Origin of the sequence: Yersinia similis (assembly GCF_001053095.1) — a bacterium.
GTDB classification, from domain to species: domain Bacteria; phylum Pseudomonadota; class Gammaproteobacteria; order Enterobacterales; family Enterobacteriaceae; genus Yersinia; species Yersinia similis.
This window is the reverse complement of sequence record NZ_CGBP01000026.1, coordinates 1-21,933: the sequence shown is the minus strand read 5'-3', so window position 1 is coordinate 21,933 and position 21,933 is coordinate 1. Positions and strand designations below refer to the sequence as shown.

Sequence of the window (21,933 nt, the reverse complement as noted above, 5' to 3'; positions counted from 1 at the left end):
ATCTGTTTATCCAATAAACCTATCAGCACTGACACCCCGCCTCAATAAGCTCACCGCTCATTGTTACAACGTCACCTAAACCAACAATTGTCTGGGAGACTTATGCTCGTTTTTTCTATTTTGCAGCAAACCTGGGGACAGGAGCCGATTAAAAAAATCTCGTCCTCACTGCGCCGACAGGCACAAGAAAACAGTCACCACCACTGTGAATTCTGCGGTTATACCTCAAAAAATAACCGTTTGTTCTTTGTCGATAACAATCCACTCAATCACAGCACCAACAATCTGAGTGTTGTCGACCCCCTTTGTGAAGCCTGGCAGAACATCGGGGGTCTGGATGCAGATGCCGGGCATATCGTTTATTTACCTGAGTTGCGGCCAGAAGATGTAAACCATCTTCAGCGAGCCGCTGTTCATGCACTGCAATCGGGTGACGCTGTCTATCAGGAAGAGGCAAAAGCCGTCATCAACTGGCTGGGAACCCATAAAAAAGAAGTCGAACGTTTTTGGGGAACATCCCATCCCGGTGAGTTTGGAGAAGCTTTGTTGCAAGTAGATAAAGAGCAACGTTCTGAATTACAAGCTCGTTGGCGTCATCTGGCCCTTATCCTTAATCCCAAAAAACTCACAGGAAAGGGCATCTTTGCTGGCAATAAACCTGAATCAGACACCGCCAGTTGGACCGTTTTGTACCAAAAGCATCTGGCAAAGGACAAATAATATGATCGTTGAAAAAATCCTGAGTGCGGTTGAATCGGCCATTGCCAACACGTCTCGCTACACGCTAGGCCGTGACTTTACGGCCTATTGCGACCTGCGGACCACCCTCGGTTTAACCGATGAAGATCGGGCTCTACGACCCGAACTGCAAGCCCCATATATTTTTGTCACTCACCCCGGTGATTACGCCAGCGTGTATGAAATTCAGGGCGCATTTTGTGAGTTTGACGAACAGAATGCCCTCACGGAAACAGAGAAAAAAGAGAACACCTATTCTTTCAATCACTACATATCACGCCTTCATACCTCGCTTGCCAGTGAGTTCAAAACATTGGGCCATAAACTCAGTTTTGTCTTTGAGCGAGATCCAGGTAAAGCACGCGAAGAGTTAAACCGCCTGTTTGCACCACAATTCCGGGCTATACGTCGGTTGGGTATCGATATTGACGACATCATCCAAGAGAAAATCGACAAACTGACGCCCTACGCCGCTCGCGAACGGGCCTTCCTGGTTGTCTATACCGGATTGATTTCTCTCCCGGGAGCCGAATTAAAGAGCGACCAAAAGCGACTGAACAAACAGCTTGAAGGGGCTCCCGTTGCACGTTATGGCCAGAATCCAGAGTTGTATCGACTCGAAGGCCTGAAAATGAGACACGATGCCCTGGTCAGTAAGATACAAAGTGACTTTTCTACTGATGGTCAGGGCGTGTTGTTACGCCTGATGGACGCACATGAAGTCGGGTTCAGTATCCGGGAAGAAGTTGACCGTAATGGCACGGCATCTGACTGGCGTCCATTTTTACCCGGTGATGTGCTGTTCCCCCATGGGAGCCCAAAAGGGGACGACTTCTCCGGCCTGCTAGCTCCCCACCTGAATTATCAATTGTTTTCTCAGGAAACGAACACTCAGGGCAATCTGGTTGAAATCGATGGCATGTGGCACACCAGTTTAGCGGTCACTCTTGGCCCACAAAAGCCGGAGACGTTTACCCAACTGTTTAATAAAGTGAACCGTAAAGTCCCCTTCAGAGTACGTTTTGACCTGATGCCTGGCGGGCAAGAGATCTTGGGGAAAAAACGGACCGCGCTCGGTTTTTTGGCCGTTATTTCCTCTCTTCGCCCTATCTATGAGTCCGTAGAATGGCTGGCCAAAAACAATGAGAATGACCCGACCTGTGTGATGACCATTTCCGCCAGTACCTGGGCAGAAACCGAATCCGATGTGAAGCGCAACATCACCATGTTGCAGAAAGCCTTTCAGTCATGGGGAGTGTGTGAGGTCACACGGACGTTTGGTGATCCTTTACGGGCATGGGTAAATTCAATTGTAGGTGCGGCTACTGCAGGAGGGGCCAACTTGCTGTTCCCTCCGTTGTCCGCTGCACTGGCAATGCTACCGCTGCAACGTCCTGCTACACCCTGGACTAACGATGCCAATGTCGTTTGGTTGACATTAGACGGTAAATTATTTCCCGTCCGATTGGGGAGTTCATTGCAAGAGAAACACACTGAAATCGCAGCCGGTGAACCGGGTTCCGGTAAGTCTGTATTAATCAACGTACTAAACGAAGTAGTCATCACTAACGGTCAAACACACCTGCCATTCCTCAGTGTGATAGATAAAGGTTACGGCGCACAAGGGCTGATACGGATGATCCGTGAATGCCTTTCACCAGAACGCCAGGATGAAGCAGTCGGTATCGTATTGCAAAATGATGCCCATTATTGCCGTAATCCGTTCGATATCCAACTGGGTGCTCGTTATCCTTTGATACCTGAGCGTGCCTGGTTAATAAACATTCTCTATGCGCTGTGTATTGACCCCAGCAAGGGAAATCCACCCAATCCCAAGGATACTCGTCAGATCCTCGGGCGGGTTATCGATGAAGCCTACCGGAATAATGCCGAAAAGAGCCCTATTCGATATGCCCCATCTTGGGTACCAAGCGTAGATACTGCACTCGTCAGCAGCGGATTACGCTCACTACACTCAAACCATGAATGGGAAGAATTTTCCTGGTATGAAGTACGCGACATGCTGTTTGAAAAGGGGTTTATTGCAGAAGCGATGAAAGCACAATACCAGGCCGTTCCCGAACTCTCAGACCTGCAAATTTGGCTCAATCATGACGATGTGCGCAGTGCTTTCGGGAAGGTTAATCGCGATGGTTCACAAGAACCGTTGCTGGAGTACATATCCCGCTGCTTAACCCAAGCGGGGACAGAGTACCGCATGCTATCAGGCCGCACTCAGTTTGCTTTAAACCCGAATACCCGGGTCGTGGCCATTGACCTCAACAACGTGATGGGGGATGACTCCGATGAGGGCCATCTGCGAACCGGTATTATGTACTTGTTTGCCGGTCAGGTGGCATCGGGAGATTACATTCTGCCGCAATACGCTGATGAACTGATCAGTAAAATTAACCCGCACTACAAAGATTTCCATTTGGCGAGGATTGAGCAACTGGACCAGGAGCTCAAAACCAAAGGTTATGACGAACTGCACAATGCTCAGAAAGTACCTTTCATTTTCAGTGCACTGGAAACACAGGACCGTGAACAACGTAAGTTTGCAATTCGTACCGTTTTGTCATCGCAATACTTGTCTGATTTCCCCGAAAACTTATTGAAATCCGCAAACTCACTTTACCTAATGCGTATTCGCCCGGAAGACGCAAAGATCCTAACAGAGCATTTTCAGGTCCCTCCAGCCACCATCCGGCGTTTTATGAACAGCAGTAAAGGCGCTGCAGCGGATGGCAGTGGTACCAGCTTTCTGGCGGTATTTAAAACCAAAGTGGGCCGTATTGCCCAAATCCTCAAAAACACCGTCGGTCCCCGCGAACTCTGGGCGCTTAACTCAACGCCTAAAGACAGCGCACTTCGTAACCTGATGTATGAACAGCTCGATGGCCGTACTGCTCGCGAAATCCTGGCAGAAAACTTTCCTACCGGCAGTGCTGAAAAACTCATTGAGCTGAGGCAAAAGCAGGCTGGGGAAAACGACCACGCCAATATCATTCGCCGACTGGCTGACGAACTTATTGCCTCACGCGGCTTTCGTTTGTAAGGAACCCCATGAAAAAAACACTGATCGCCACAGCATTCTCGCTGTGTAGCACCGGTGCGGCTTATGCCATGCCAGTCGAAATTACCAGCAGCATCCCCGTAGAAACAGTCATTGGACCACAACTGATGGCCATCAATACCACCCTGGCGGATATCGCGGCCACTCAGTTTCAAATCGGGACCGCCATCAATACTAACAGTGACAAACTGGCGGCAATGATTGAGGAAACCGCAAAAACCCAGCGTGATTATGAGACGTTTGCCCGTAAAACCGAGCGACTGGAGACCGCTCGGCGTAGCTATTCCGTTCCTGACAGTATTTGCAGTGATTCAGCCTCGGGGATGGCAACTCAAGTGACCGCCGGTTCCCGCTCGATGGAAGGGCAATTAGCCGGGGGAAGTGGAATAGCAAACAAGGCTATTCAAACCGCGGTCAGCGCTCCGGCCGTTCCGCTTGAACAAGAGCAGTTCCGGTCTGCATCTATCCACGCCAACTACTGTAGCGCCTCAGATTTTGCGGCTTACGGGGGGACAGCATTGTGCCAGCAGGTCTCTGATTTACCTGGGGGGGATACTGATATCCGGTCAATTCTCTACGGTGCAGGTAAACCCGATAAGGCACCCGACATGACATTCACTCAAGAACAAACGGATGCCGCCATGATGTACATGAAAAATACCTCACAGCGTTCTGCAGGCCAACAGCTTAGCAAAGGTGAGGTTAAGACCGCCTCTGGCCAACAATATATCGGCATCATGAACCAACATAAGGGGATCCAGTCCGCTGCCGCGCAACCGCAGTTGGCCATGATTGCGGCCAGCCAGCCCAATCCTCAGACCAAAGAAGTATTGAAAGAAGCCTTGTTGACACCGTCAGCCGCTGCCTATTTCGACCAGAACGCCTCTCCTGAAGCCCGGAGGACCCACTCCATGTCTGAGCGGGAGTTTGAGTCCTTTGAAGTTGGACGTCGGTACGCCAATACCGACTATCTGACGGACCTGCAAGACATGGAGGACGATAACCTAATGCGTGAATCAATCAAGGTTCAGAACCTGCAAAACTGGTTATTACTGGGGATTAAACAGCAGCTTCAGGAAGGCAATATCCTTTCTGGCCAACAATTGGGTATCGCTGGCGCACAGGAATTCCGACCGCTATTACAACAGAAACTACAGCAGGTTAGCGCAGGGGTAAGCCGTAATGGATAAAGAAACACCTGTCACACCAAAACAACGCGCAATGAAACGTACCTATCAGGCCGCCAATCTTCTTCTCCCGCTCGATGAAAGCAAAAAGTTAGCCCAAAAGACCGGTTGGCTGACTGGCGCACTGAATATAGCTATCCCGATAGCCGAAACGCTAAAGATCGCTCAGATTACCGCTCGCCCCTGGATATCGATGGCTGACCGAATACGGCATATTCATCAGGGAAAGAAGGATCAGGAAGTAGCGCTACCGTTACTGAACTGGGAAGAAGCCGTCAAGGCTAGTGGCCAAACGCCAGCTCAATTGGACAAACGATTTTTAACGCAAAAAAGGATATGGCGTTTTGTCTGGTTTGTTCCGGCGATGTTGATGCTGGCACTGATGGCCCTATTGCTGATTAACGCTCCCCAACTCCCCCTCATTGTTTGGATCAAAGCCAGTGTTTTTTCTATGGCGTTGCTGTCTGTCTCTGCATGGGGTTTTACACAAGCGTTGATATGCGAGTACAGGCGCTGGCAACTGCGAGAACAACGCGTGTCACACGCTGAAGGCGGTGAGTTTCGCTGTTTTCTGGCTGAGACAGCCTGGGTAAAAGCGACACTGAAAGGAAAGTGATATATGAAAGGTATGATTAGGCTCTTCAGCTTCGTTGCCCTGGGACTCTATTCTCTCTCGGGGATGGCTGCTGATGGTGTGGATTTTGATTCCATTTCCAGTGCAGCAAAGCGCAGTGGTGACTTATCCCGTCAGGCACTGGTGATGATTTTTGGCGATGTGGTCAATAACCCTCTCAGCCCCACCAATACCAGCATGATTGGTGAACTCTTTTTTGTGCTCAACAGCATTATCGCCACAATCGCCATGTTCTGGTTCCTATCTGTCACTCTTCGCCAAACAGTTCGCGCGGGCAATCAGGGACAGGTATTTTCCTCCGGGCGCACCATGATGTTCCCGGTCACCACACTGGCCGGTTTTATTACGCTGGTACCGACGCCTTCGGGTTGGTCTATTTCACAATTGGTCGTGTTATGGGCAGCATCGATAATGGGCGTGGGGTCCGCCAATATGCTGACAGACAGGGCGGCGGATATGCTACAAGGCGGGAAGTCACTGGTTATGCAGCCGATTGCCCCTCAGACGCTTAGCGCCTCGCGAGCAATATTTGAAATGAATCTGTGCATGTATGGCATCAATGATGAACTTAATACCATGTACAGCGAAAGTGGCGATGCCGGCACAAAACTGATGAGTATAAGTTCGCTGAATGATGGGTACGAAATTGGTAACGGTAGTGCGCAATGTGGTTCAGCTCGCCTGCCTGTGACACAAAAAAGTAGCAGTTGGATCCCCCTTTTTGATGTGCCGGTGAACGTAGAACCTCTTATCGCCGCACAGAAAAATGCATTAAATCAGATGCAAAATCGGCTCTCACAATCCGCCTACAATTTTGTCAGTGAGTTTAGGCAGAAGCAACGAAGTGGTGAAGGAAATATTGCTGATGTAGAAAGCGAAGTCCAGGAAGCCGCTCGCCAATACGAGGAAACCGTTAGCCAGGCAGCGCAGGCGATGGACAATGAATCATCACTACAGGACCTGGTAGCGCAGCAACTAAAGCAATACGGTTGGTTAGCGCTGGGAAGTTGGTATCAGACCTTTGCCACCGCAAACAGTAAAACCAATGCTGTGGTAACAATGAGCCCTACAGTCTCCGGCATATCCGGGTTGGGTGAAATAGGTGCGGGTTCACTCTATAACCAGTTGGCTATGGCCTACAGAGCCCAATTACAAAATAATACCTACTCAGCGCCATTGGGTACCCAAAAGAGTAAAGATACTCAACTTGTCAGTAATGCGACGGACTCATCAGCGGTACTAGTTAGTATGACTAACTCCTGGGGGCAAGACCTTATCAATAAAATTGCCAATATAAATTTCGGTTCAAATAATGATTCAAGTGATCAAGTTAATCCATTATTGAAAATGAAAGCTATAGGTGATTACACATTAGTAGGTGCTCAAACAGTATTCACCGTATACACCGGTGCAAAAGCATTACTCTATTGGTCTAAGGGTAATAATGTTGGCGCAATTGGGGCTAAAGTTGTTAATGGTCTTTCAGGTGCTGGTGATGTTGCTGAAGGTATTTTAGATGCAATAAGTCCTGTAGTTTATTTTCTGTTATTCATTCTTTTCAGTATTGGTTTTAGCCTCTCTATTTATCTGCCCTTCATCCCCTTTATCTATTGGATAAGTGCCGCAACCAACTGGGTTGTTGGGGTCATTGTGGGTGCAATGTCGGGTTCTTTATGGTCTGCAACCCATCTGGGTAGTGAGGAAGATAAAGGCAGTCGCTCCGCATATGGCTATATATTTCTGATTGATGTAATGCTACGACCGATGTTAATGGTATTCGGGTTCTTCTTCGCTAGCCTGGTTATTGTCGCCATCGGTACCTTGCTTAATTTGCTATTGGCATCAGCCATTGCAAACGTTCAAGCCGACTCGATAACCGGTTTGGTCAGTATTGTCGGCATTCTAATGATTTATGCCCGTATTTGTACAACTCTGGTATCCAGAGCCTTTAGTTTGCAAGTCACCATGCCCGATTACGTTATATCCTGGCTGGGTGGTCGTGAAGGGGCCAGCATGTTGAATGGTATGGCAGACTCCGTCAAAAATATGTTTGCCGGGTTTGGCAGTGGTTCAGGCAGAACACCTAATGCTAAGAAAATAGTCTCTTCAGCAGGTGAGGGAAATAACGATAATGGCGTTAAATAACCAGTTTAATTGTTTAATTTACCTACAAACACCCGCGACTTTCAGCTATAATAGAGAGATCAACTTGGAGGGTTAATTATGGCAAGGCACGTTACAAAAAAAGAAACAATATTGGGCGTTAGTATTATGTTTTATATAATTGCTGGCATACCAATATTTCTTTTTATCGCTTCCTTTTCCACTTGGATGGCTAGTGATATATATTCACCTAATAGAAACAGAGATTTATTATATGCAGCCTTATCTTGGTCAGCATTAATTATCCCTATTGGCTGGTATATCATTCGATACATCAACAAACGCCGCCGACTGACCTCTATCCTCTCAACCATTAAAAGTGATGAGAGCTATGACCCAACGCCAGAGAGTGAAATCCGTGAGATTCATTCCAGTGCTTATTTCGGCATCGATACTAAACGTGGAACAATGCTTTACGTTCGGTTATTGAATAATAAAGAAGTCGACATTCTGGGGTTTAATATCAGCAACTGGCGACAGTGTGAGTTACGGGCCAATAATCAGTTACGACTTTATATTAACTCGACAGAAATGCCTTTCATTGATATTCAGAATAGTAAAGCCTGGTTACTGTACGAGAAAATCTGTGTCATGAGAAACCAGCAATACAACTATCCTTATAATTTTCCAGGCTATGTGAAACACAACACCGAGCGACTGGCGAATGAAATGGGATTTAAAATGTTAGCCTGCTGATTTTCTTCTGGCGTGATCTTGCTGTAATCCTTCCAATGTAACTCCCCCTAACCCGGCGTCTTCCAGACCCCGGGTTTTTCATTATTCATTTCTGACAGAGGTTCTGCGTGGATAAACGCCATAATGTCACGCCTGAAAATGACTGGTTTTTATTATTAAGTGCCTTTATTGGCGTAGCAGTCGTTTTCTGGATTTTCCTTGAAAATATCGTTTACTGGAGTTGTACCCTTTTATATTACCTGTGGATGTTTTGTGACTACCCCCGTATTCACACTTTTGTTGCCGAACGTATTAACCTGCTGGCTGCAACTGCAAACAGCGCAGATAACATCACATTAATGCAGTGGTTCGATGTGATGAACAGGACTGCGGGGGTACTGTTGCTGTTCCTGGTACCGCTGGCCATTATGGGTATTTATGCCACCGTGACTCACCCGATAAACAAAACTCGCCGGGAAATAAATATTCATACGCTCCCCTGGATAATGGCCCGGTTTTCCCCCGCAATTATTCCGGCATTGTGCTATGGCGATAAAAAATCACAGTTGCTCAATGTTGACCCAGCGGAACATCGTAGTGCACTGGACCCCTCAGAGTTTGCTCAGCGTCATAAATTAGTTATCGACCGGCGTCTTGACCATGACTTGGCCACCAAGGTATTCACTCGTCAGTTAGGTACCCGAATATCGAATCTGAAAATGGAGGATTTGAACTCTTATGAACGAGCGTTATTTGCCGTTTTTGGTCTGCAATTCTTTCTTAACGACCGTAAAACAGCGGAAAAACTACTCGATACACTGAACCGTTCTTGCCTCATCAAAAGTCGGCGAGACAAAGGTAAAATTGGTTACCCCGTATTGTCTGCCGCCAGCACCGCATTCAAAAAAATATCGTCCAATCAAGCCGCCCAAACATGGCTCAAACAACATTGCTATGCCCGGACGGCTATCGCGGCCCTCCATGCTAATGATCTGCACCTTCCTAACGCCCGATTTCGGTGGTTAAAAGGCCTCGACCGTAGCCTGTGGTATGCCTTGTGCTCCTCCGACCGACCTAAACCGTTTGTTGAAGGTGCCGGCATCGTCACGATGGCGCAATGGGAACGTGAGGCTGCAGTGCATAACGAACGTATACCCAAGCCGGTTGTGACCTATGCCGTGGAAGGACTGGAGCTCGACCTGATGACTGTCGGCGCAATAATTGATGACCGGGTACCCATTGAAGAAGAAGATTTCACCTTTGACGATGACCCTGATGATGAAGGAGATAGCGAAGAGATTGAATGGATGCCACCCCCCCCCAGTCCCAAAGGTGAAGTGCCTAAATCTCTCCCCAATAACGCCCCCCCAGAACCCACCCGCACACCTTTTTCACTTAAACGACCTAAATCCAAATTTTGATAGAGATCCCTATAATGAAAATCAAACAATACTTTGCCCGTATTACCGGTTCACTTCTGATTGTCCAGTCTGACCATGAGAATGGCCCTGCCCTTTTCACTCTTGATATTCGCGTAAGAAGTCAGTTTTACATCAAAGATGACAGTCTTTTTGTTCGCCAATCGTTCACTAATGACACCCTTATCTTCAAGAGTACGGGGGAGGAGTTAGAGGTTCATTACCTTCTGAATACATTGAATAACACGTTGGAAAAACACGATAGAAAACGTAAAACCATCAAGACGCTTATTTCTCTTGCCGCTGTCGCCGCACTGGCCATTACTGTCACATATGGATCTCCGCACTTCTTTGGCTCACCAATTGCACCAAAAACCGCTGAAACACAGCCTATTAAGGTAGAAGCAACACCAACGGTACAGAATGCACCGGCTAAAAGTGAAGTCAGTAAATCACGGCCCCCAGTGGCATCTCTGGTCCAACAGAAAACGACACAAGACGCATTAGATACCCTAGCTAATAATTTACGTAATGCGACAGAACGGCAGATATTTACCGTTTCTCTGACGTCTGGCCATCCCCGCACTCTGTATGTTTTTTCCGATCCATTATGTCCACACTGCAGGGAAATTGAACCGGCTCTCGAAGCGATTGGTCAACGCTACAACATTGTCATTTTCCCTGTGACCCTGTTAGGCAAACAAAAAACGGCGGCCCAGGTGATCCCTGTGCTATGTGCGGCCCCAGAGTCTCGCAGCAAGCATTGGAAAAATCTATTTGATGATGCTGCCGGGATGCTGGAAATAACGGGTAAAGAGCCCGTATTAACCCGATGTGACATTGGCGAAAAAGCATTGGTGGTCAACGATAATGCTTTCAGCAGTTATGGGTTCCGGGGAACACCCCAGCTTGTTGCCGATGATGGTCGTCCTGTGCCCTTTAGCGCTTTGCAAAATGATGACACGCTGGACTCCTTCATGAATGCTGGAAAATAAGCGAGATAACTCATGGATAAACGTCAATCTTCAGTTGATGCACGCCGAGTTAATCGCCCAGTCCTCGATGCCAACTTTGCTGACTCAATTCTCTCCCCTATCGGTATACAAATCACATTATTGATGGCGTTGATTGCGGCTTGTTTTTGGCAAGCAACACTGTTGGTCACATTACCGGGTACGGCGATATTGCTTATCATATTCGGTGACCGGCCTTTTCGGATGCCGCTGCGCATGCCAACGGATGTGGGTGGTATTGATATCACAACCGAACGGGAGGGATTTAAAGGCTATAAAGGGATTGGGGGGGTATTTCGGTTTGTTACCCGAACTCGCCATTATGGGAAGGCAGAGGGGATCCTTTGTCTGGGTTATGCCAGGGGCAAGCAATTAGCCCATGAACTTTGGTTAAACCTGGATGATGCCCTTCGTCATATTCAACTGATGGCCACGACCGGGAGTGGTAAAACAGAGGGTATTTTAGCAATCTGCCTCAACGCATTATGCTGGGGAAGAGGCTTTTGTCTCTCTGATGGTAAAGCAGAAAACAATCTGGCCTTTGCTATCTGGTCTCTTGCCCGACGTTTTGGTCGGGAAGACGATGTGTTGATCCTCAACTTTTTAACCGGGGGGGAAAGTAAACTTAAGCGCCTGGTTAAAGGCGATAAATCACGCCCCCAGACCAACTCAATCAATTTGTTCGGTCAAGCGACTGAAACGTTCATTATCCAGTTGATGGAGTCTCTTTTGCCAGTCTCTTCTACAGGTGAAGACGGCTGGCAAGACAAAGCAAAAGCGATGATCGGGGCTCTCATCTATGCCTTATGTTACAAACGCGAACGCGATGGGCTTCAGCTCTCGCAGAATGTTATCCAGGCGCATTTGCCTCTGCGAAAAATTGCGGCACTTTACCAAGAGGCAATAAAGAATAACTGGCATGAAGAGGGCTACAAGCCACTGGAAAGCTACCTGAATGCATTGGCGGGCTTTGACATGAATCTCATCAATAAACCCTCCGAATGGTCACAAGGGGTATTTGACCAGCACGGTTTCCTTATCCAGCAATTCACCCGAATGCTCAGCATGTTCAATGATATCTACGGACATGTGTTTCCCAAAGGAGCCGGTGATATTTCCTTTCGGGATACGTTGCATAATGACCGCATTCTCGCCGTCCTTATCCCGGCATTAGAGCTGTCTAATAGTGAAGCGTCCACATTGGGCAAACTCTATATATCTGGGCTGCGTATGACTATCAGCCAGGATTTGGGGCATCATCTGGAGGGTAAGCGTAAAGATGTGCTGATTGCCAAGCGTTATGCTGGAAAATTCCCTTATGCCATCATTTTTGATGAACTGGGGGCCTATTTTGCTTCAGGTATGGATAAGCTGGCATCCCAGATGCGGTCTTTACTCTACATGCTCATGACGTCTGGACAAGATGCACAGGCGATGAAACGTAAAGCCAACGGAGAGTTCGACTCGGTTAACGCCAACCAACGCACTAAATGGTTTATGGCATTAGAAGACCCACTGGATACCTTCGATATTATCCGGACGGCCGCAGGAAAGGGGTATTACTCCGAGCTCAGCAGTGTAGAACGCCGTTCAGGCGCGGTTTCATCGACTTATGATGATGCTGATTCAATGCAAATCCGTGAACGTGACAATATTGAATTCACTGAGCTGAAAGCATTGAAAAAGGGGGAAGGTGTCATCGTTCTAGAAGATGCGGTAGTCCGCAGTGCGGCGCTATACATTCCAGATGATGAAAAGCTGTCCAGTGAGTTGCCTATGCGCATCAATCGCTTTATTGAAATAAAGAAACCCACCTTTGAAGCGCTATGCGGATTCTTACCGTCACTGGCACGTAAACGTCCCGTATCCCAAACAAACGTAGACAGTATTCTCCGACGATTTAACGCTACAGCACTCAATAGCGAAGAAGGCATGCTGAAAGCGCGGCTTTATGACAAAACACTGCATCAGCTCTGTCAGCTGACCTGCGATCTCGATAACCGCGATGATGTCTCTTATACCCCGGCTGAACGGGGGATATTGCTGTTTGAAGCGGCCCGACGCGCTATCAAGAAAACCAATGCGACCTACCATACCCGCGCAGAGCCCAAAGAAGTCACGCTCAGCCGTAAAGCGCTTAACGCTGTCAATGAGGAGGCATCCCATGCTAATCCGTAAACCTATCGCGATGTTACTGGCCACAATGTTGCTCATGCCGTCAGTGTCGACGTTCGCCACATTGAACGCCCCCCAGGCAGAGATCACCATTGGTTTTTCACCATCAGGAGCCGCGCTATACAACATATTGCATGTTATCGACAGCGCTCAGCAGGAAATAAACGTTGCAGCCTATTCCTTTACCAGCAAAGAAATTGCTCTCGCGTTGCGCGCAGCTCAACAACGCGGCGTTAGAGTCCAGGTGCTGGCAGACAAAAAGGCCAACAGTGATAAATACACGGCAGTGACGTTCTTGGCCAACAACGGTATTGCGGTCAGATTGAGTGACAAATACGCCATCATGCACAACAAATTTATCGTGACCGATGGTCAGACAGTTGAGACCGGCTCATATAATTTTTCGGCCAGTGCAGACAAACGCAATGCCGAAAATACGCTCGTATTGTGGAATATGCCCGCAGTGGCAGCCCAGTACCAACAAGAGTTTGATAGATTGTGGCAAGAGGGTCAGCCACTTATAACATCGTGGAAGAGCATATGACTAAGATTTCACTAAAATCCATGGTCACTCCAGCTAAAAAAACAATCACGACGCATGAGATATACAGCAAAGTGGGTATAAGGACAGAAAGGATCCTGACCCATATTTCTACTGGAGCTCACGGTTATGAAGCACTTTGTATTGATGGTACAAGTGAGGGGTTAGGTAAAGAATGCCATATCATCAAAGAGGATTCGTTACCAATAACCTGCCCTATCTGTATGGCGATTTGGTTTGATTCATTTATTTTTAATGAGACAGATTTCGATTTAGCTGAAAAGGATGGCTGGGTCAGTTCCAAAATGCCAAGACAGAAACCTAAGTGCTTAGATGGATGAAATCAGTAAAGGAAAGCCGTCCCAAAGGACGGCTACCTGGCTTACTTGCCTGATGTATTGATTGTTACCGTGATCGAGTTGTTAGATATGCTCCAACCCCCGTTCCCGGATGACAACAGTGCACCAGAGACAACGAGCACAATACAGAAGTACCGTTTCATTGTGCGGTCCTTGCTCAGACCGCGCTTCACGATGCCACCACCGGAGATAAAACCGTGAATACAAGCACTGGATCGCGCTTGCGTTACGTTGGTAACCAAAGCCCTGCTGGAAAGGCCGCTAACCTGACCAGCACAAAAAAACCGCCTTTATGGCGGTTTCAGACTGCTGACAACCCCCGATGACTCGATCTTGAACGGTGAGGATAGGCAGAGGAGTAAAGCGTCCGCGCCAAGGATGGCGCGGCTCGAGCCTACATGGATGTATTTACGGCGTCTTTACGATCTGCCTGTTCTCTCCGTCGCGGGCACTTTGTCAATAACCTCAAACCGCCTTTATGGCGGTTTTTTTGTTTCTGTTAGCAGTTGGCTTATTGATTGCGCCAGAAAAATTTATTAAAAGAGAACTTATCCTGCATCAAGATCACTCGTCGATAAACCGACGCTCAAGGTGAACGGTCCCTTTTCGCGTTTTACTCACAATAGTAAATTGGGTCGATTGAAGTAACGAAACCATTCCTTTTGACGCCCGAAAACAACGCGCAAATAATATTGTATTAGGCAAGACATTTAGGTAGACATCATTCAGCATCAGTCTTCCATATCCTTTTCGACGAAAATCTTTTTTAACCCCTACAATATACAATTCAACATCTGGCGAACCTGAAAATTCCTGAGCCAAAAGTATAAAGCCAACAGGGATACCGTCTTCATTGTCATAAATAAATAGCTCTGCAGAAACAAGTTCTACTTGCCTGCCGGCCTTCTGAATCCTCATTTCTGATTGGTTTATAACTTTCTGCATTGAGATACATAGACGCTGGAGATGTTCGGGGAATTTGTAAGCCTCAGAGAAATGCCCATCAAGTACGCCATTTGAAATCTCTTCCATGATAAATGCCAGATCATCAACGGTGGCTTTACGGAGCCCCACTACATTTTTTTTCTGAGGTTCTTTTCTGAAAAAAAAAAATTATAGATTCGATTTAACAATGTTTATCCCTCGAATTAGCAGTGATGGATCTGTGGTACAACAATCACTAAGGTTAAATTAGTTAACTACCTTGGCTTTGGCATATTTGGTAACGACCTCTGAATTCGGTTGGCCAGTTCAGGTTTATCCTCCGTAGAATATTTAGCTGATACATAGCCAGCCTGTTGACGCTGCTCTGGCTGAGTCAGTGGCAATGCATTATCGCTCATCGCGTTAAAGTGGGGAACGGCAGCGCACGCCTGACTGACATAATCCGGTTTACCCACAAAGGCCAGAGTCTCACCACTCTTATCTTCAGCCAGGCTCAAGGCCGTTATGATATTTGCACCTTGTGACTCAAACGGCCTGGTCACTTCAATCTGCGCACCCCGATCGACAATCTGCGTAATCCCATCCGTCTGATACAAAATGGCCCCATCCCGGTTGATTCGAGTCGCATATCCCTCAATACGGAACGGCTGAATATCATCAGCCACCGCACATTGAATAACATTATCAGAGAGAATAGCAGTACGTGCATCACGCTTGATTTTGTATGCCCATCCCCGCAATTGACTCACGGCCGCCCTGTCACCTTTCATCGCTTGCTGCTCAACCCAGACCTTATAAGTCTGACGCCGGTACTCAGGTGAAGCACGAAGTGCATCACGTTCAGCTCGGATATCTATTCGCAATGCCGCCATCGCTTTAGCGCGTTCAAACTCAATGATGTTATACGTCAGTTTTCGAAGCAGAGGGTCACGGACAGAAATTCGGACGTGCGCTTTACGTACCCGAAACTCTGCGGCCAACGTTCTGAACCGGTCTTTTGCATTAATACTGGGGCGCTGCCAGGCATTCTTATAGGCACGATATCGTGCTTTCAAATCTTCTCTATCTTCAGCGCGAGCAACTCGGCGTTCGAAGCGGGCAGACTGATCACGGGCATGAAAACGTTCGTCATATTCTTTCTCAATCACGTACCCAAAGACCAATCTATTCTCGTCATGAACATCAACTTCCGGCGAGGGTTCGAAGGGACCGGCAAGAGGTTCGAGTACAGACAACGTCAGGTCTGGATGTAAGCTACTGGCCTTCAATGGCGTTTGTTCTGCATTAGATCGGCTGTAAATAGCCAACCCTTTATCTTTCTGTTTTAATTCCAACCCCGCCCGAATAAGAACCGAGTGGATCTGTTCCCAGTTAACAGAATCGGATGTCAACGTATCAGCAATATCCTGTTGGCATTCTCTTATTGCATACGTATACAGACTTTCCTGGTCAGCGTAATACTCCAGACCTTTAGCACCGTGTGGCATAGATTTTTGGTCTGGATGAGCACGAACAATCTCTCTATTTTCATTAAGAACGTAGCAACCTTTGGTTGGCATCCAACCGTATTTACGTTCCATTTCACGGCTGGCTTTATGCAAACGGGGAATATCGAAAGCATCATCGGCGGCTTTATATGTAATGGGGTTAATACGATTAACGGCAACATGACAATGCAGATGATTGGTGTCACGATGAATAGAAGTGACGTACTGATGGTCCGACATATCCAGCGCTCGAAGACTGTGACGGGCACTTTCAAATATCTGTTGCTCAGTAGGTGAATCTGTCTCAGGCCAGGAAAGAATAAAGTGATAGACAGGGTCTTTACACCGGGTATTTTGTAAAGCAACGGCTTGCATTTCTACTGCAGCAGTTGCCACACTGAAGGTATTCGTTTCGCACAACACACTATCGAAAATCACCTGGTGCCGACCATCAGGAAACGTTTCGGTAATATGCAGTTTTTCTTCATCGCCATCACGATGGATATAATCAATGAGTCTGCCAAAGATAGCCTCTTTTGACTTCGAAGGACGCCACGCCGGATGTGATGGATCAATCGCTTCATCAGGCTTTTCATCATCCCGAAGCGTGACATAGGCCACCAGTTTCAGGAAGCTGGATTTACCATCCCGGCGTTTCTTTGGTTTGACAACAATCACTGTTCCTCCCGCCCTATCGTTAAGATGGCTTTTTGTATGGCGACTAACACTTGCGAGTATTCTTTGCTAAATTTATCGCTGACATTTCCCCGACCCTCATTGAACAAATGTTTCTGAAGCCCCCCCAGTCGACTCAGCTCCATAATCAATTTTGTATCACATTTGGCTTGTATCTTCCGGCCTAAAGCACAACGACGCAGGAACTCACCCACGCTAAGCCCTGCGGCATCTGCCTTTGCTTTTATCAGCTCTTTCTCTTCCGGGTAACAACGGATCCCCAGCAGAACATCAGACCGTTGGCGTTTCTCACTTTTACTCATGTTTTCCAGTTCAATAATCCAGTCGTGCCGACGGGCACCAATCAGGGGTGTCGGGGCGAAGCCCTGACCCGGAGTTTTGTTGGGGCCGACTGCGTGCAGGCGGTTCAACAAAACATATCTGGTCCCGTGTTTTACACTGAGATACTGATTATGTCCTGTTTTTTCTTTAATGTCATTACGCCAGAAGGGCATGGGGGTTGGCCTTTGATTAAATTCTGGGATAAAGGTTATAATCGGTCACATTTTTAAAATTCAAAGTGAGAATCCGGATTATGGCTATAAACAGTTATTACACACAGGAGCAACTCGAACTTGCCAAAATGCAACTTGCTGACTTGCCAGATTTGAATGCATCAAGAATGACAGGAAAAGACGTATTAGCTAACCTTCGTGAACAACTTATTGATTTGTCTGTGAAGAAAGGTTATTCAGTAACAGAAATAAAGTCCGCACTGGATGTGGCAGGCATTACGGTCAGTGCAAAAGCGATTAAAGAAACGATAGATAGCAATATCACAATGAAAAAGAAGAAAGCATCGGCAGCAAAAATTAATACATTGAATTCATCAACTCAGCCATAACAAGCACGAAATAAAATAGCATCGCTTATGTTGAAGTGTCTGGATATGATTTCATCCTGTAGGGGTCAATCCCCTGCATAATGAAATGGCACTAAATTTTACGATTGAATATGAAATAATTTTCGGTTTTATGGAATTTTTCTTTCAACCTCTCGATGAGGTTGAAAGAAAATATCGGTTCACCATTCGAAATTATTTCCGCCCGAGATCAAGTCACCATTCCTGTCGCACTCTATCGTATCACATAAACATCGCTATCCATTTCAGTGTAATCATAAATGTAGGTAGTACCGGTGATATAAAACACGGGTGAATTCTGATCGTGTCTCATACAGTTCCCTCTTTTTCCTGCGCGACATAAAATTATTCAACACGCACCATAATCTGATTGTGTGTCAAATAGCGGTTATCACGCATTACAAAATAGTCACAACGAAAACGCACATAGATTTCAGTGATATCACCACAATATATTTCAATCATTTTGAACGATTTACTATGATCACCATGACGCCAATCTAACGGTGGGAGCACACACAGCTTTTCGTTGTATGTCTCTTTATCAATCTGACTGATGGGCAATTTTGTGGCGTTACAATAAGCCAAATACGTATCAATATCTTTATCTGTCATGAAGCAAGCGGTTCTGCACAATCAGCAAAAGCAAAGGGAGACGCCGGAAATAAATCGGCAAAGCCGAATCTTAACGGCCACGACAGTGGCCAGTGAAAGCGGCGCGGTCATCAGACCGCTGCAAGCGCGCCCTGGACTGGATGACATCCGCTCAAGACGGCTGGCATCCAGCAGGCAAAACACCGCCCCGGAAGACGGTAAGACATCAGATATAGGCTCGTTTATGCTCCAGTGTTCGCAACAACTGCCCCCACTCTGCCCCATTCAAGGCCGGTACACGGACCGGTTCCTGCTTGCTTTGGCAGTGAACAATATGTCGCCCTAATGCTTTCAGTCGGGGACTGATCGCAAATTCGTCAAGGGTGGCATGATGCATCCGCTTTTTTTGCGGCGTTCCGTTGGTGCGCTGGTTTACAAAATACGTCTGGCATGCAAGGATAAAGCGATCGTTAGTCATGGATTTGTCTCCGTTAACGATGGAGTTAACCGGCCTGTTCGTGCAGGCTGGAGATGAGAAGGCAGGGCGTAAGCTCTGCCTTTTTATTGAACGTCATAATTCAATAAATAGTGATATATATTATTGATATCATTATTTATGCATATTTAATCGATAGCGCGATAAATGAAACCACGCTCGCTGTGCTCGCTGGCGTAATTTTTCAACCAGTCATAGTTATTGGTCAGACGTTGCAGCAGCACCTCGTTATCATTTTCGCTCGCTTCCCACATCAGCACATTGAGTGCGTACAGGGTGACGATGATCCCCGCCGCATCACCCGAAATATCAGCATCAAAGCCGTTACTGGCAACCCCTATATGCGCCCTATCCATCTCAGGCCGCAGATAAAACCCTCCGTTAGATAAACGAAAAATGGCCCAATGACCGCCATTATAGGCGGTGCAAAATTTACGCATATGCCCGTAGATCAGAGCCTCGCCTTTGATGTGCCTGGCACCGAACAACAAAGGAAATATGTCCATGCGTTGATAATTAGGCACTTTTATCGCGGTTACGGTAGAAGCGGTCTGAATATTATTTGCAAGGTTGGTCATGCTCGTCTCTCCTGATAATGGCCTTTTTCTGGCGTCGCCCTTTTGGGTTTCACGCAGCGTGGGGAGTCTTACTCCGTGAAAAAAAGACCGGAACGGGGTATCAGCAGACATGACAAGGGCGACGACGAGGCCGCATGCGCAAGGGAGTGAGGAACGAGCGAGTGCGAACGGGGGAGACGACGGCGAAGCGCACCCTTTTCAGGGTTGCGCCCCGTGCCAGTGTCTTTCACGGAGAAAGAAAACCCGCCGCGAAATACCGGATAAAGGCAGACCCCAGAAAAAACCGGCTTGCCGGGCCTTGCGGCCCTACGGGCCAGTGAAAGCGGCGCGGACGTAAGACCGCTGCAAGCGTGCCCTGCATTGTTGGCTAACCGCTCGACGCGGTTAGCCAACAACCGCACGTTATGCGCGGATTTCCTGCAATAAATCAGGATGCTTATCAAGAACACGCAACAGCTTCACCGTTGACAGATGCGGCTTAGCTCGTCCCGTTTCATAACGTGAAAAGGCATTCGCGCCCCCGCCAAATATTTCACCAGCCTCTCGTTGTGAGAGCGCCAACTTATTTCTGACCTCAGCAATAAATAAGGGGGAGACTATGGCGGCGTTGACCTCTTTATTAAAGGCCAACATAGCAGCACTGACACGCGCTGCATCATGTTTACTGATAATAACCTCATTGCAGGCAGGACAATAATCGCCTTCAACATTCGCTATTATTGTAGACTCACCCTTGTAGGTATAGGACAACTCACGGATATCGTGGAACAATTCAGCTCCACCGCATACTGGACATTTCATGATCATAACCTCTTGAACGAAACAACTAATACGCCATCAGAAACCGTCAGTTTTAGATAAACGTCACCGCAATTTAACTCGGGGCGGTAAACGTCTTGCCATACCGTATGATCGGCGTAAGTCGTCATACTTTTGTAAAAGTCTTTAGCCGATAACGACAAAACAGCATCACACATGTCCTGAAAACTCAGCCCGAGTTCCGCAGCCCCCATTAATGCACTGTTCGTCGCGGTTATCTCGCCTTGTTGAACTAACTCCCTGATGCGGGATAGCTTGCAATGAGGCGTGCGCTTTTCCATTTTGAGCCTTTTAGTAATCCGTTTCCTGACTGTCAATCATTATACCCTAAAAGGGTAATTGGCACACGCCAAATTTACCCTTTTAGGCTAATTAAGGTCACTCAGATACGGGGTGGGAGTGCAGCGGGATAGTGTTTGGTAAGAATGTCATTCAGTTTATCAATAAGCTCCGGTCGCTTAAAGGTCAGATGACCTGAACGCTTCTTGAAATATCGGATACTAAAATATTCATCAACAAATACAGCCGCATCGGAGGGATTAGCACGAATGTGATCAGAAAGTCGGCCTGAAATACTGTCGCGGTGATCGGTTGCCGGTTTGCCATCAAGGAGACTCAAAATGCGCTCTAAATCATTCAGTTTATTATTGGCTGAGTAGCAGCTGCTGAAGCCCCAGCTTGCACTGTATTCAACAAAATAGTTCATGATTATTTTGGCACCAAAACGACAGGGATTATTAGTTTTGTAATCCCAGGACAATGACTTAAACAGGTTGATCACCCCCCGCTCGAAAACAGCTTCTTTTTCATGATTAAGCTGCTCAAAGGAGGCCAAAATATTGTCATGCGTGATTTCAGGATATTCACCACGTTCAAGGTGAGTATCCCATTCAGTACGGGCTTGATCGTCCATCAAACTTAACATGCCCGATTTTTTTATCAAATCAGTCCATATATGGCGATCGTTCACTTTCTTTACGCGGACAAGAACATCGTCTTTCTGTGCGGCAAACAGAGAGGTATAAATACCATTTTTAGTGTCCCAGTCTTTCACAATACCGCCGCCTATCTCGGTTGAGTACTTTTCGGCTTCTTTAAGCAATTCAACCGCTGCGGACACTTTCGCCAAAACGTGCTGACGGCAGGAAATGATTTTTTCAATCGATACGGATGCCATTAGCTCCCCGCGTTCGGTCTGATAATTCACGTCTACACTAGGCATCGCGGTGGTATCGGTAAAATGTTGGGTCATGATGGTGTTCCTCGTCTGTTAGCTTCTTTCTGGCGTCACCCTTTGGGGTTTCACGCAGCGCGGGGAGTCTTGCTCCGTGAAAAAAAGACCGGAACGGGGTATAAGCAGACATGACAAGGGCGGCGGTGAGGCCGCATGCGCAAGGGAGTGAGGAACGAGCGAGTGCGAACGGGGGAAACGACGGCG

The 21,933-nt window shown here is 47.3% G+C and carries 21 protein-coding genes; 12 read left to right on the top strand and 9 right to left on the bottom strand.

Translation table 11 applies throughout. From position 1 onward, the window contains the following. Positions 1 to 102 precede the first annotated feature (102 nt). The 11 genes from AC971_RS16575 to AC971_RS16525 all read left to right on the top strand — a co-directional run bounded on the left by AC971_RS16575 (position 103) and on the right by AC971_RS16525 (position 13,961). Positions 103 to 720, top strand: a complete 618-nt coding sequence (locus AC971_RS16575) for a hypothetical protein (RefSeq protein ID WP_025384535.1) — start codon at positions 103 to 105, stop codon at positions 718 to 720. 1 nt (position 721) lies between these two features. Next, positions 722 to 3,796 carry a conjugal transfer protein gene (locus AC971_RS16570; protein ID WP_040118655.1) on the top strand — a complete coding sequence of 1,025 codons (3,075 nt, stop codon included), beginning with the start codon at positions 722 to 724 and terminating at the stop codon, positions 3,794 to 3,796. An 8-nt stretch (positions 3,797 to 3,804) separates the two neighbouring features. Beyond that, complete coding sequence (gene traW, locus AC971_RS16565; RefSeq protein ID WP_025384533.1) at positions 3,805 to 5,004, top strand: conjugal transfer protein TraW; 1,200 nt, start codon at positions 3,805 to 3,807, stop codon at positions 5,002 to 5,004. After that, positions 4,997 to 5,617 carry a conjugal transfer protein TraX gene (gene traX, locus AC971_RS16560; protein WP_025384532.1) on the top strand — a complete coding sequence of 207 codons (621 nt, stop codon included), beginning with the start codon at positions 4,997 to 4,999 and terminating at the stop codon, positions 5,615 to 5,617. Before traW ends, traX begins: the two co-directional genes overlap by 8 nt. 3 nt (positions 5,618 to 5,620) lie before the next feature. Further along, positions 5,621 to 7,780: a DotA/TraY family protein gene (locus tag AC971_RS16555; protein WP_025384531.1), complete on the top strand. Its 2,160-nt coding sequence runs from the start codon at positions 5,621 to 5,623 to the stop codon at positions 7,778 to 7,780. A 78-nt stretch (positions 7,781 to 7,858) separates the two neighbouring features. Beyond that, positions 7,859 to 8,494, top strand: a complete 636-nt coding sequence (gene excA / locus AC971_RS16550) for a plasmid IncI1-type surface exclusion protein ExcA (protein WP_025384530.1) — start codon at positions 7,859 to 7,861, stop codon at positions 8,492 to 8,494. A 107-nt stretch (positions 8,495 to 8,601) separates the two neighbouring features. Further along, complete coding sequence (locus tag AC971_RS16545; RefSeq protein WP_025384529.1) at positions 8,602 to 9,894, top strand: secretion/conjugation apparatus DotM-related subunit; 1,293 nt, start codon at positions 8,602 to 8,604, stop codon at positions 9,892 to 9,894. 14 nt (positions 9,895 to 9,908) lie between these two features. Further along, positions 9,909 to 10,886, top strand: a complete 978-nt coding sequence (locus AC971_RS16540) for a thioredoxin domain-containing protein (protein ID WP_025384528.1) — start codon at positions 9,909 to 9,911, stop codon at positions 10,884 to 10,886. Positions 10,887 to 10,898: 12 nt separating this feature from the next. Continuing rightward, positions 10,899 to 13,082, top strand: a complete 2,184-nt coding sequence (gene trbC, locus AC971_RS16535; protein WP_025384527.1) for an F-type conjugative transfer protein TrbC — start codon at positions 10,899 to 10,901, stop codon at positions 13,080 to 13,082. Beyond that, positions 13,075 to 13,623 (top strand): phospholipase D family nuclease, encoded by a 549-nt coding sequence (locus AC971_RS16530; protein WP_025384526.1) that lies wholly within the window; start codon positions 13,075 to 13,077, stop codon positions 13,621 to 13,623. The genes trbC and AC971_RS16530 overlap by 8 nt, the downstream gene beginning before the upstream one ends. After that, a complete protein-coding gene (locus AC971_RS16525) occupies positions 13,620 to 13,961 on the top strand; it encodes a hypothetical protein (protein ID WP_025384525.1) in 342 nt (113 codons plus the stop codon). Before AC971_RS16530 ends, AC971_RS16525 begins: the two co-directional genes overlap by 4 nt. 582 nt (positions 13,962 to 14,543) lie before the next feature. On the opposite strand, the gene AC971_RS16520 is transcribed toward AC971_RS16525, so the two are convergent. From AC971_RS16520 to mobA, 3 genes are all read right to left on the bottom strand, one after another. Continuing rightward, complete coding sequence (locus AC971_RS16520; RefSeq protein ID WP_040118654.1) at positions 14,544 to 15,011, bottom strand: GNAT family N-acetyltransferase; 468 nt, start codon at positions 15,009 to 15,011, stop codon at positions 14,544 to 14,546. A 167-nt stretch (positions 15,012 to 15,178) separates the two neighbouring features. Beyond that, on the bottom strand, positions 15,179 to 17,089 hold the full coding sequence (gene traI, locus AC971_RS16515) for a TraI/MobA(P) family conjugative relaxase (RefSeq protein ID WP_025384523.1): 1,911 nt from the start codon (positions 17,087 to 17,089) through the stop codon (positions 15,179 to 15,181). Next, positions 17,086 to 17,409, bottom strand: a complete 324-nt coding sequence (gene mobA, locus AC971_RS16510; RefSeq protein ID WP_025384522.1) for a plasmid mobilization protein MobA — start codon at positions 17,407 to 17,409, stop codon at positions 17,086 to 17,088. The genes traI and mobA overlap by 4 nt, the downstream gene beginning before the upstream one ends. 272 nt (positions 17,410 to 17,681) lie before the next feature. Between mobA and AC971_RS16505 the strand changes: the two genes are divergently transcribed. Further along, positions 17,682 to 17,990 carry a hypothetical protein gene (locus tag AC971_RS16505; protein WP_025384521.1) on the top strand — a complete coding sequence of 103 codons (309 nt, stop codon included), beginning with the start codon at positions 17,682 to 17,684 and terminating at the stop codon, positions 17,988 to 17,990. A 363-nt stretch (positions 17,991 to 18,353) separates the two neighbouring features. Here the strand turns inward: AC971_RS16505 and AC971_RS16500 are convergent, their stop codons facing one another. The 6 genes from AC971_RS16500 to AC971_RS16475 form a co-directional block, all read right to left on the bottom strand. Continuing rightward, positions 18,354 to 18,623, bottom strand: a complete 270-nt coding sequence (locus AC971_RS16500) for a hypothetical protein (RefSeq protein ID WP_025384520.1) — start codon at positions 18,621 to 18,623, stop codon at positions 18,354 to 18,356. Between the two features lie 205 nt (positions 18,624 to 18,828). After that, positions 18,829 to 19,080 (bottom strand): hypothetical protein, encoded by a 252-nt coding sequence (locus tag AC971_RS16495; protein WP_012606366.1) that lies wholly within the window; start codon positions 19,078 to 19,080, stop codon positions 18,829 to 18,831. 146 nt (positions 19,081 to 19,226) lie between these two features. Further along, positions 19,227 to 19,676 carry an antirestriction protein gene (locus tag AC971_RS16490; protein ID WP_048677753.1) on the bottom strand — a complete coding sequence of 150 codons (450 nt, stop codon included), beginning with the start codon at positions 19,674 to 19,676 and terminating at the stop codon, positions 19,227 to 19,229. A 402-nt stretch (positions 19,677 to 20,078) separates the two neighbouring features. Continuing rightward, positions 20,079 to 20,477 carry a type II toxin-antitoxin system MqsA family antitoxin gene (locus tag AC971_RS16485; RefSeq protein WP_025384518.1) on the bottom strand — a complete coding sequence of 133 codons (399 nt, stop codon included), beginning with the start codon at positions 20,475 to 20,477 and terminating at the stop codon, positions 20,079 to 20,081. A 2-nt stretch (positions 20,478 to 20,479) separates the two neighbouring features. Then, positions 20,480 to 20,776 carry a type II toxin-antitoxin system MqsR family toxin gene (locus AC971_RS16480; RefSeq protein WP_025384517.1) on the bottom strand — a complete coding sequence of 99 codons (297 nt, stop codon included), beginning with the start codon at positions 20,774 to 20,776 and terminating at the stop codon, positions 20,480 to 20,482. Between the two features lie 101 nt (positions 20,777 to 20,877). Continuing rightward, on the bottom strand, positions 20,878 to 21,747 hold the full coding sequence (locus AC971_RS16475) for a DUF4942 domain-containing protein (RefSeq protein WP_025384516.1): 870 nt from the start codon (positions 21,745 to 21,747) through the stop codon (positions 20,878 to 20,880). Between the last annotated feature and the right edge of the window lie 186 nt (positions 21,748 to 21,933).

Bases quoted from the DNA above. Each gene is read 5' to 3' on its own strand.
- AC971_RS16575 (WP_025384535.1), top strand. From the start codon at position 103: ATGCTCGTTTTTTCTATTTTGCAGCAAACCTGGGGACAGGAGCCGATT.
- AC971_RS16570 (WP_040118655.1), top strand. From the start codon at position 722: ATGATCGTTGAAAAAATCCTGAGTGCGGTTGAATCGGCCATTGCCAAC.
- traW (WP_025384533.1), top strand. From the start codon at position 3,805: ATGAAAAAAACACTGATCGCCACAGCATTCTCGCTGTGTAGCACCGGT.
- traX (WP_025384532.1), top strand. From the start codon at position 4,997: ATGGATAAAGAAACACCTGTCACACCAAAACAACGCGCAATGAAACGT.
- AC971_RS16555 (WP_025384531.1), top strand. From the start codon at position 5,621: ATGAAAGGTATGATTAGGCTCTTCAGCTTCGTTGCCCTGGGACTCTAT.
- excA (WP_025384530.1), top strand. From the start codon at position 7,859: ATGGCAAGGCACGTTACAAAAAAAGAAACAATATTGGGCGTTAGTATT.
- AC971_RS16540 (WP_025384528.1), top strand. From the start codon at position 9,909: ATGAAAATCAAACAATACTTTGCCCGTATTACCGGTTCACTTCTGATT.
- trbC (WP_025384527.1), top strand. From the start codon at position 10,899: ATGGATAAACGTCAATCTTCAGTTGATGCACGCCGAGTTAATCGCCCA.
- AC971_RS16525 (WP_025384525.1), top strand. From the start codon at position 13,620: ATGACTAAGATTTCACTAAAATCCATGGTCACTCCAGCTAAAAAAACA.
- AC971_RS16520 (WP_040118654.1), bottom strand. From the start codon at position 15,011: ATGGAAGAGATTTCAAATGGCGTACTTGATGGGCATTTCTCTGAGGCT.
- mobA (WP_025384522.1), bottom strand. From the start codon at position 17,409: ATGAGTAAAAGTGAGAAACGCCAACGGTCTGATGTTCTGCTGGGGATC.
- AC971_RS16505 (WP_025384521.1), top strand. From the start codon at position 17,682: ATGGCTATAAACAGTTATTACACACAGGAGCAACTCGAACTTGCCAAA.
- AC971_RS16500 (WP_025384520.1), bottom strand. From the start codon at position 18,623: ATGACAGATAAAGATATTGATACGTATTTGGCTTATTGTAACGCCACA.
- AC971_RS16495 (WP_012606366.1), bottom strand. From the start codon at position 19,080: ATGACTAACGATCGCTTTATCCTTGCATGCCAGACGTATTTTGTAAAC.
- AC971_RS16490 (WP_048677753.1), bottom strand. From the start codon at position 19,676: ATGACCAACCTTGCAAATAATATTCAGACCGCTTCTACCGTAACCGCG.
- AC971_RS16485 (WP_025384518.1), bottom strand. From the start codon at position 20,477: ATGAAATGTCCAGTATGCGGTGGAGCTGAATTGTTCCACGATATCCGT.
- AC971_RS16480 (WP_025384517.1), bottom strand. From the start codon at position 20,776: ATGGAAAAGCGCACGCCTCATTGCAAGCTATCCCGCATCAGGGAGTTA.
- AC971_RS16475 (WP_025384516.1), bottom strand. From the start codon at position 21,747: ATGACCCAACATTTTACCGATACCACCGCGATGCCTAGTGTAGACGTG.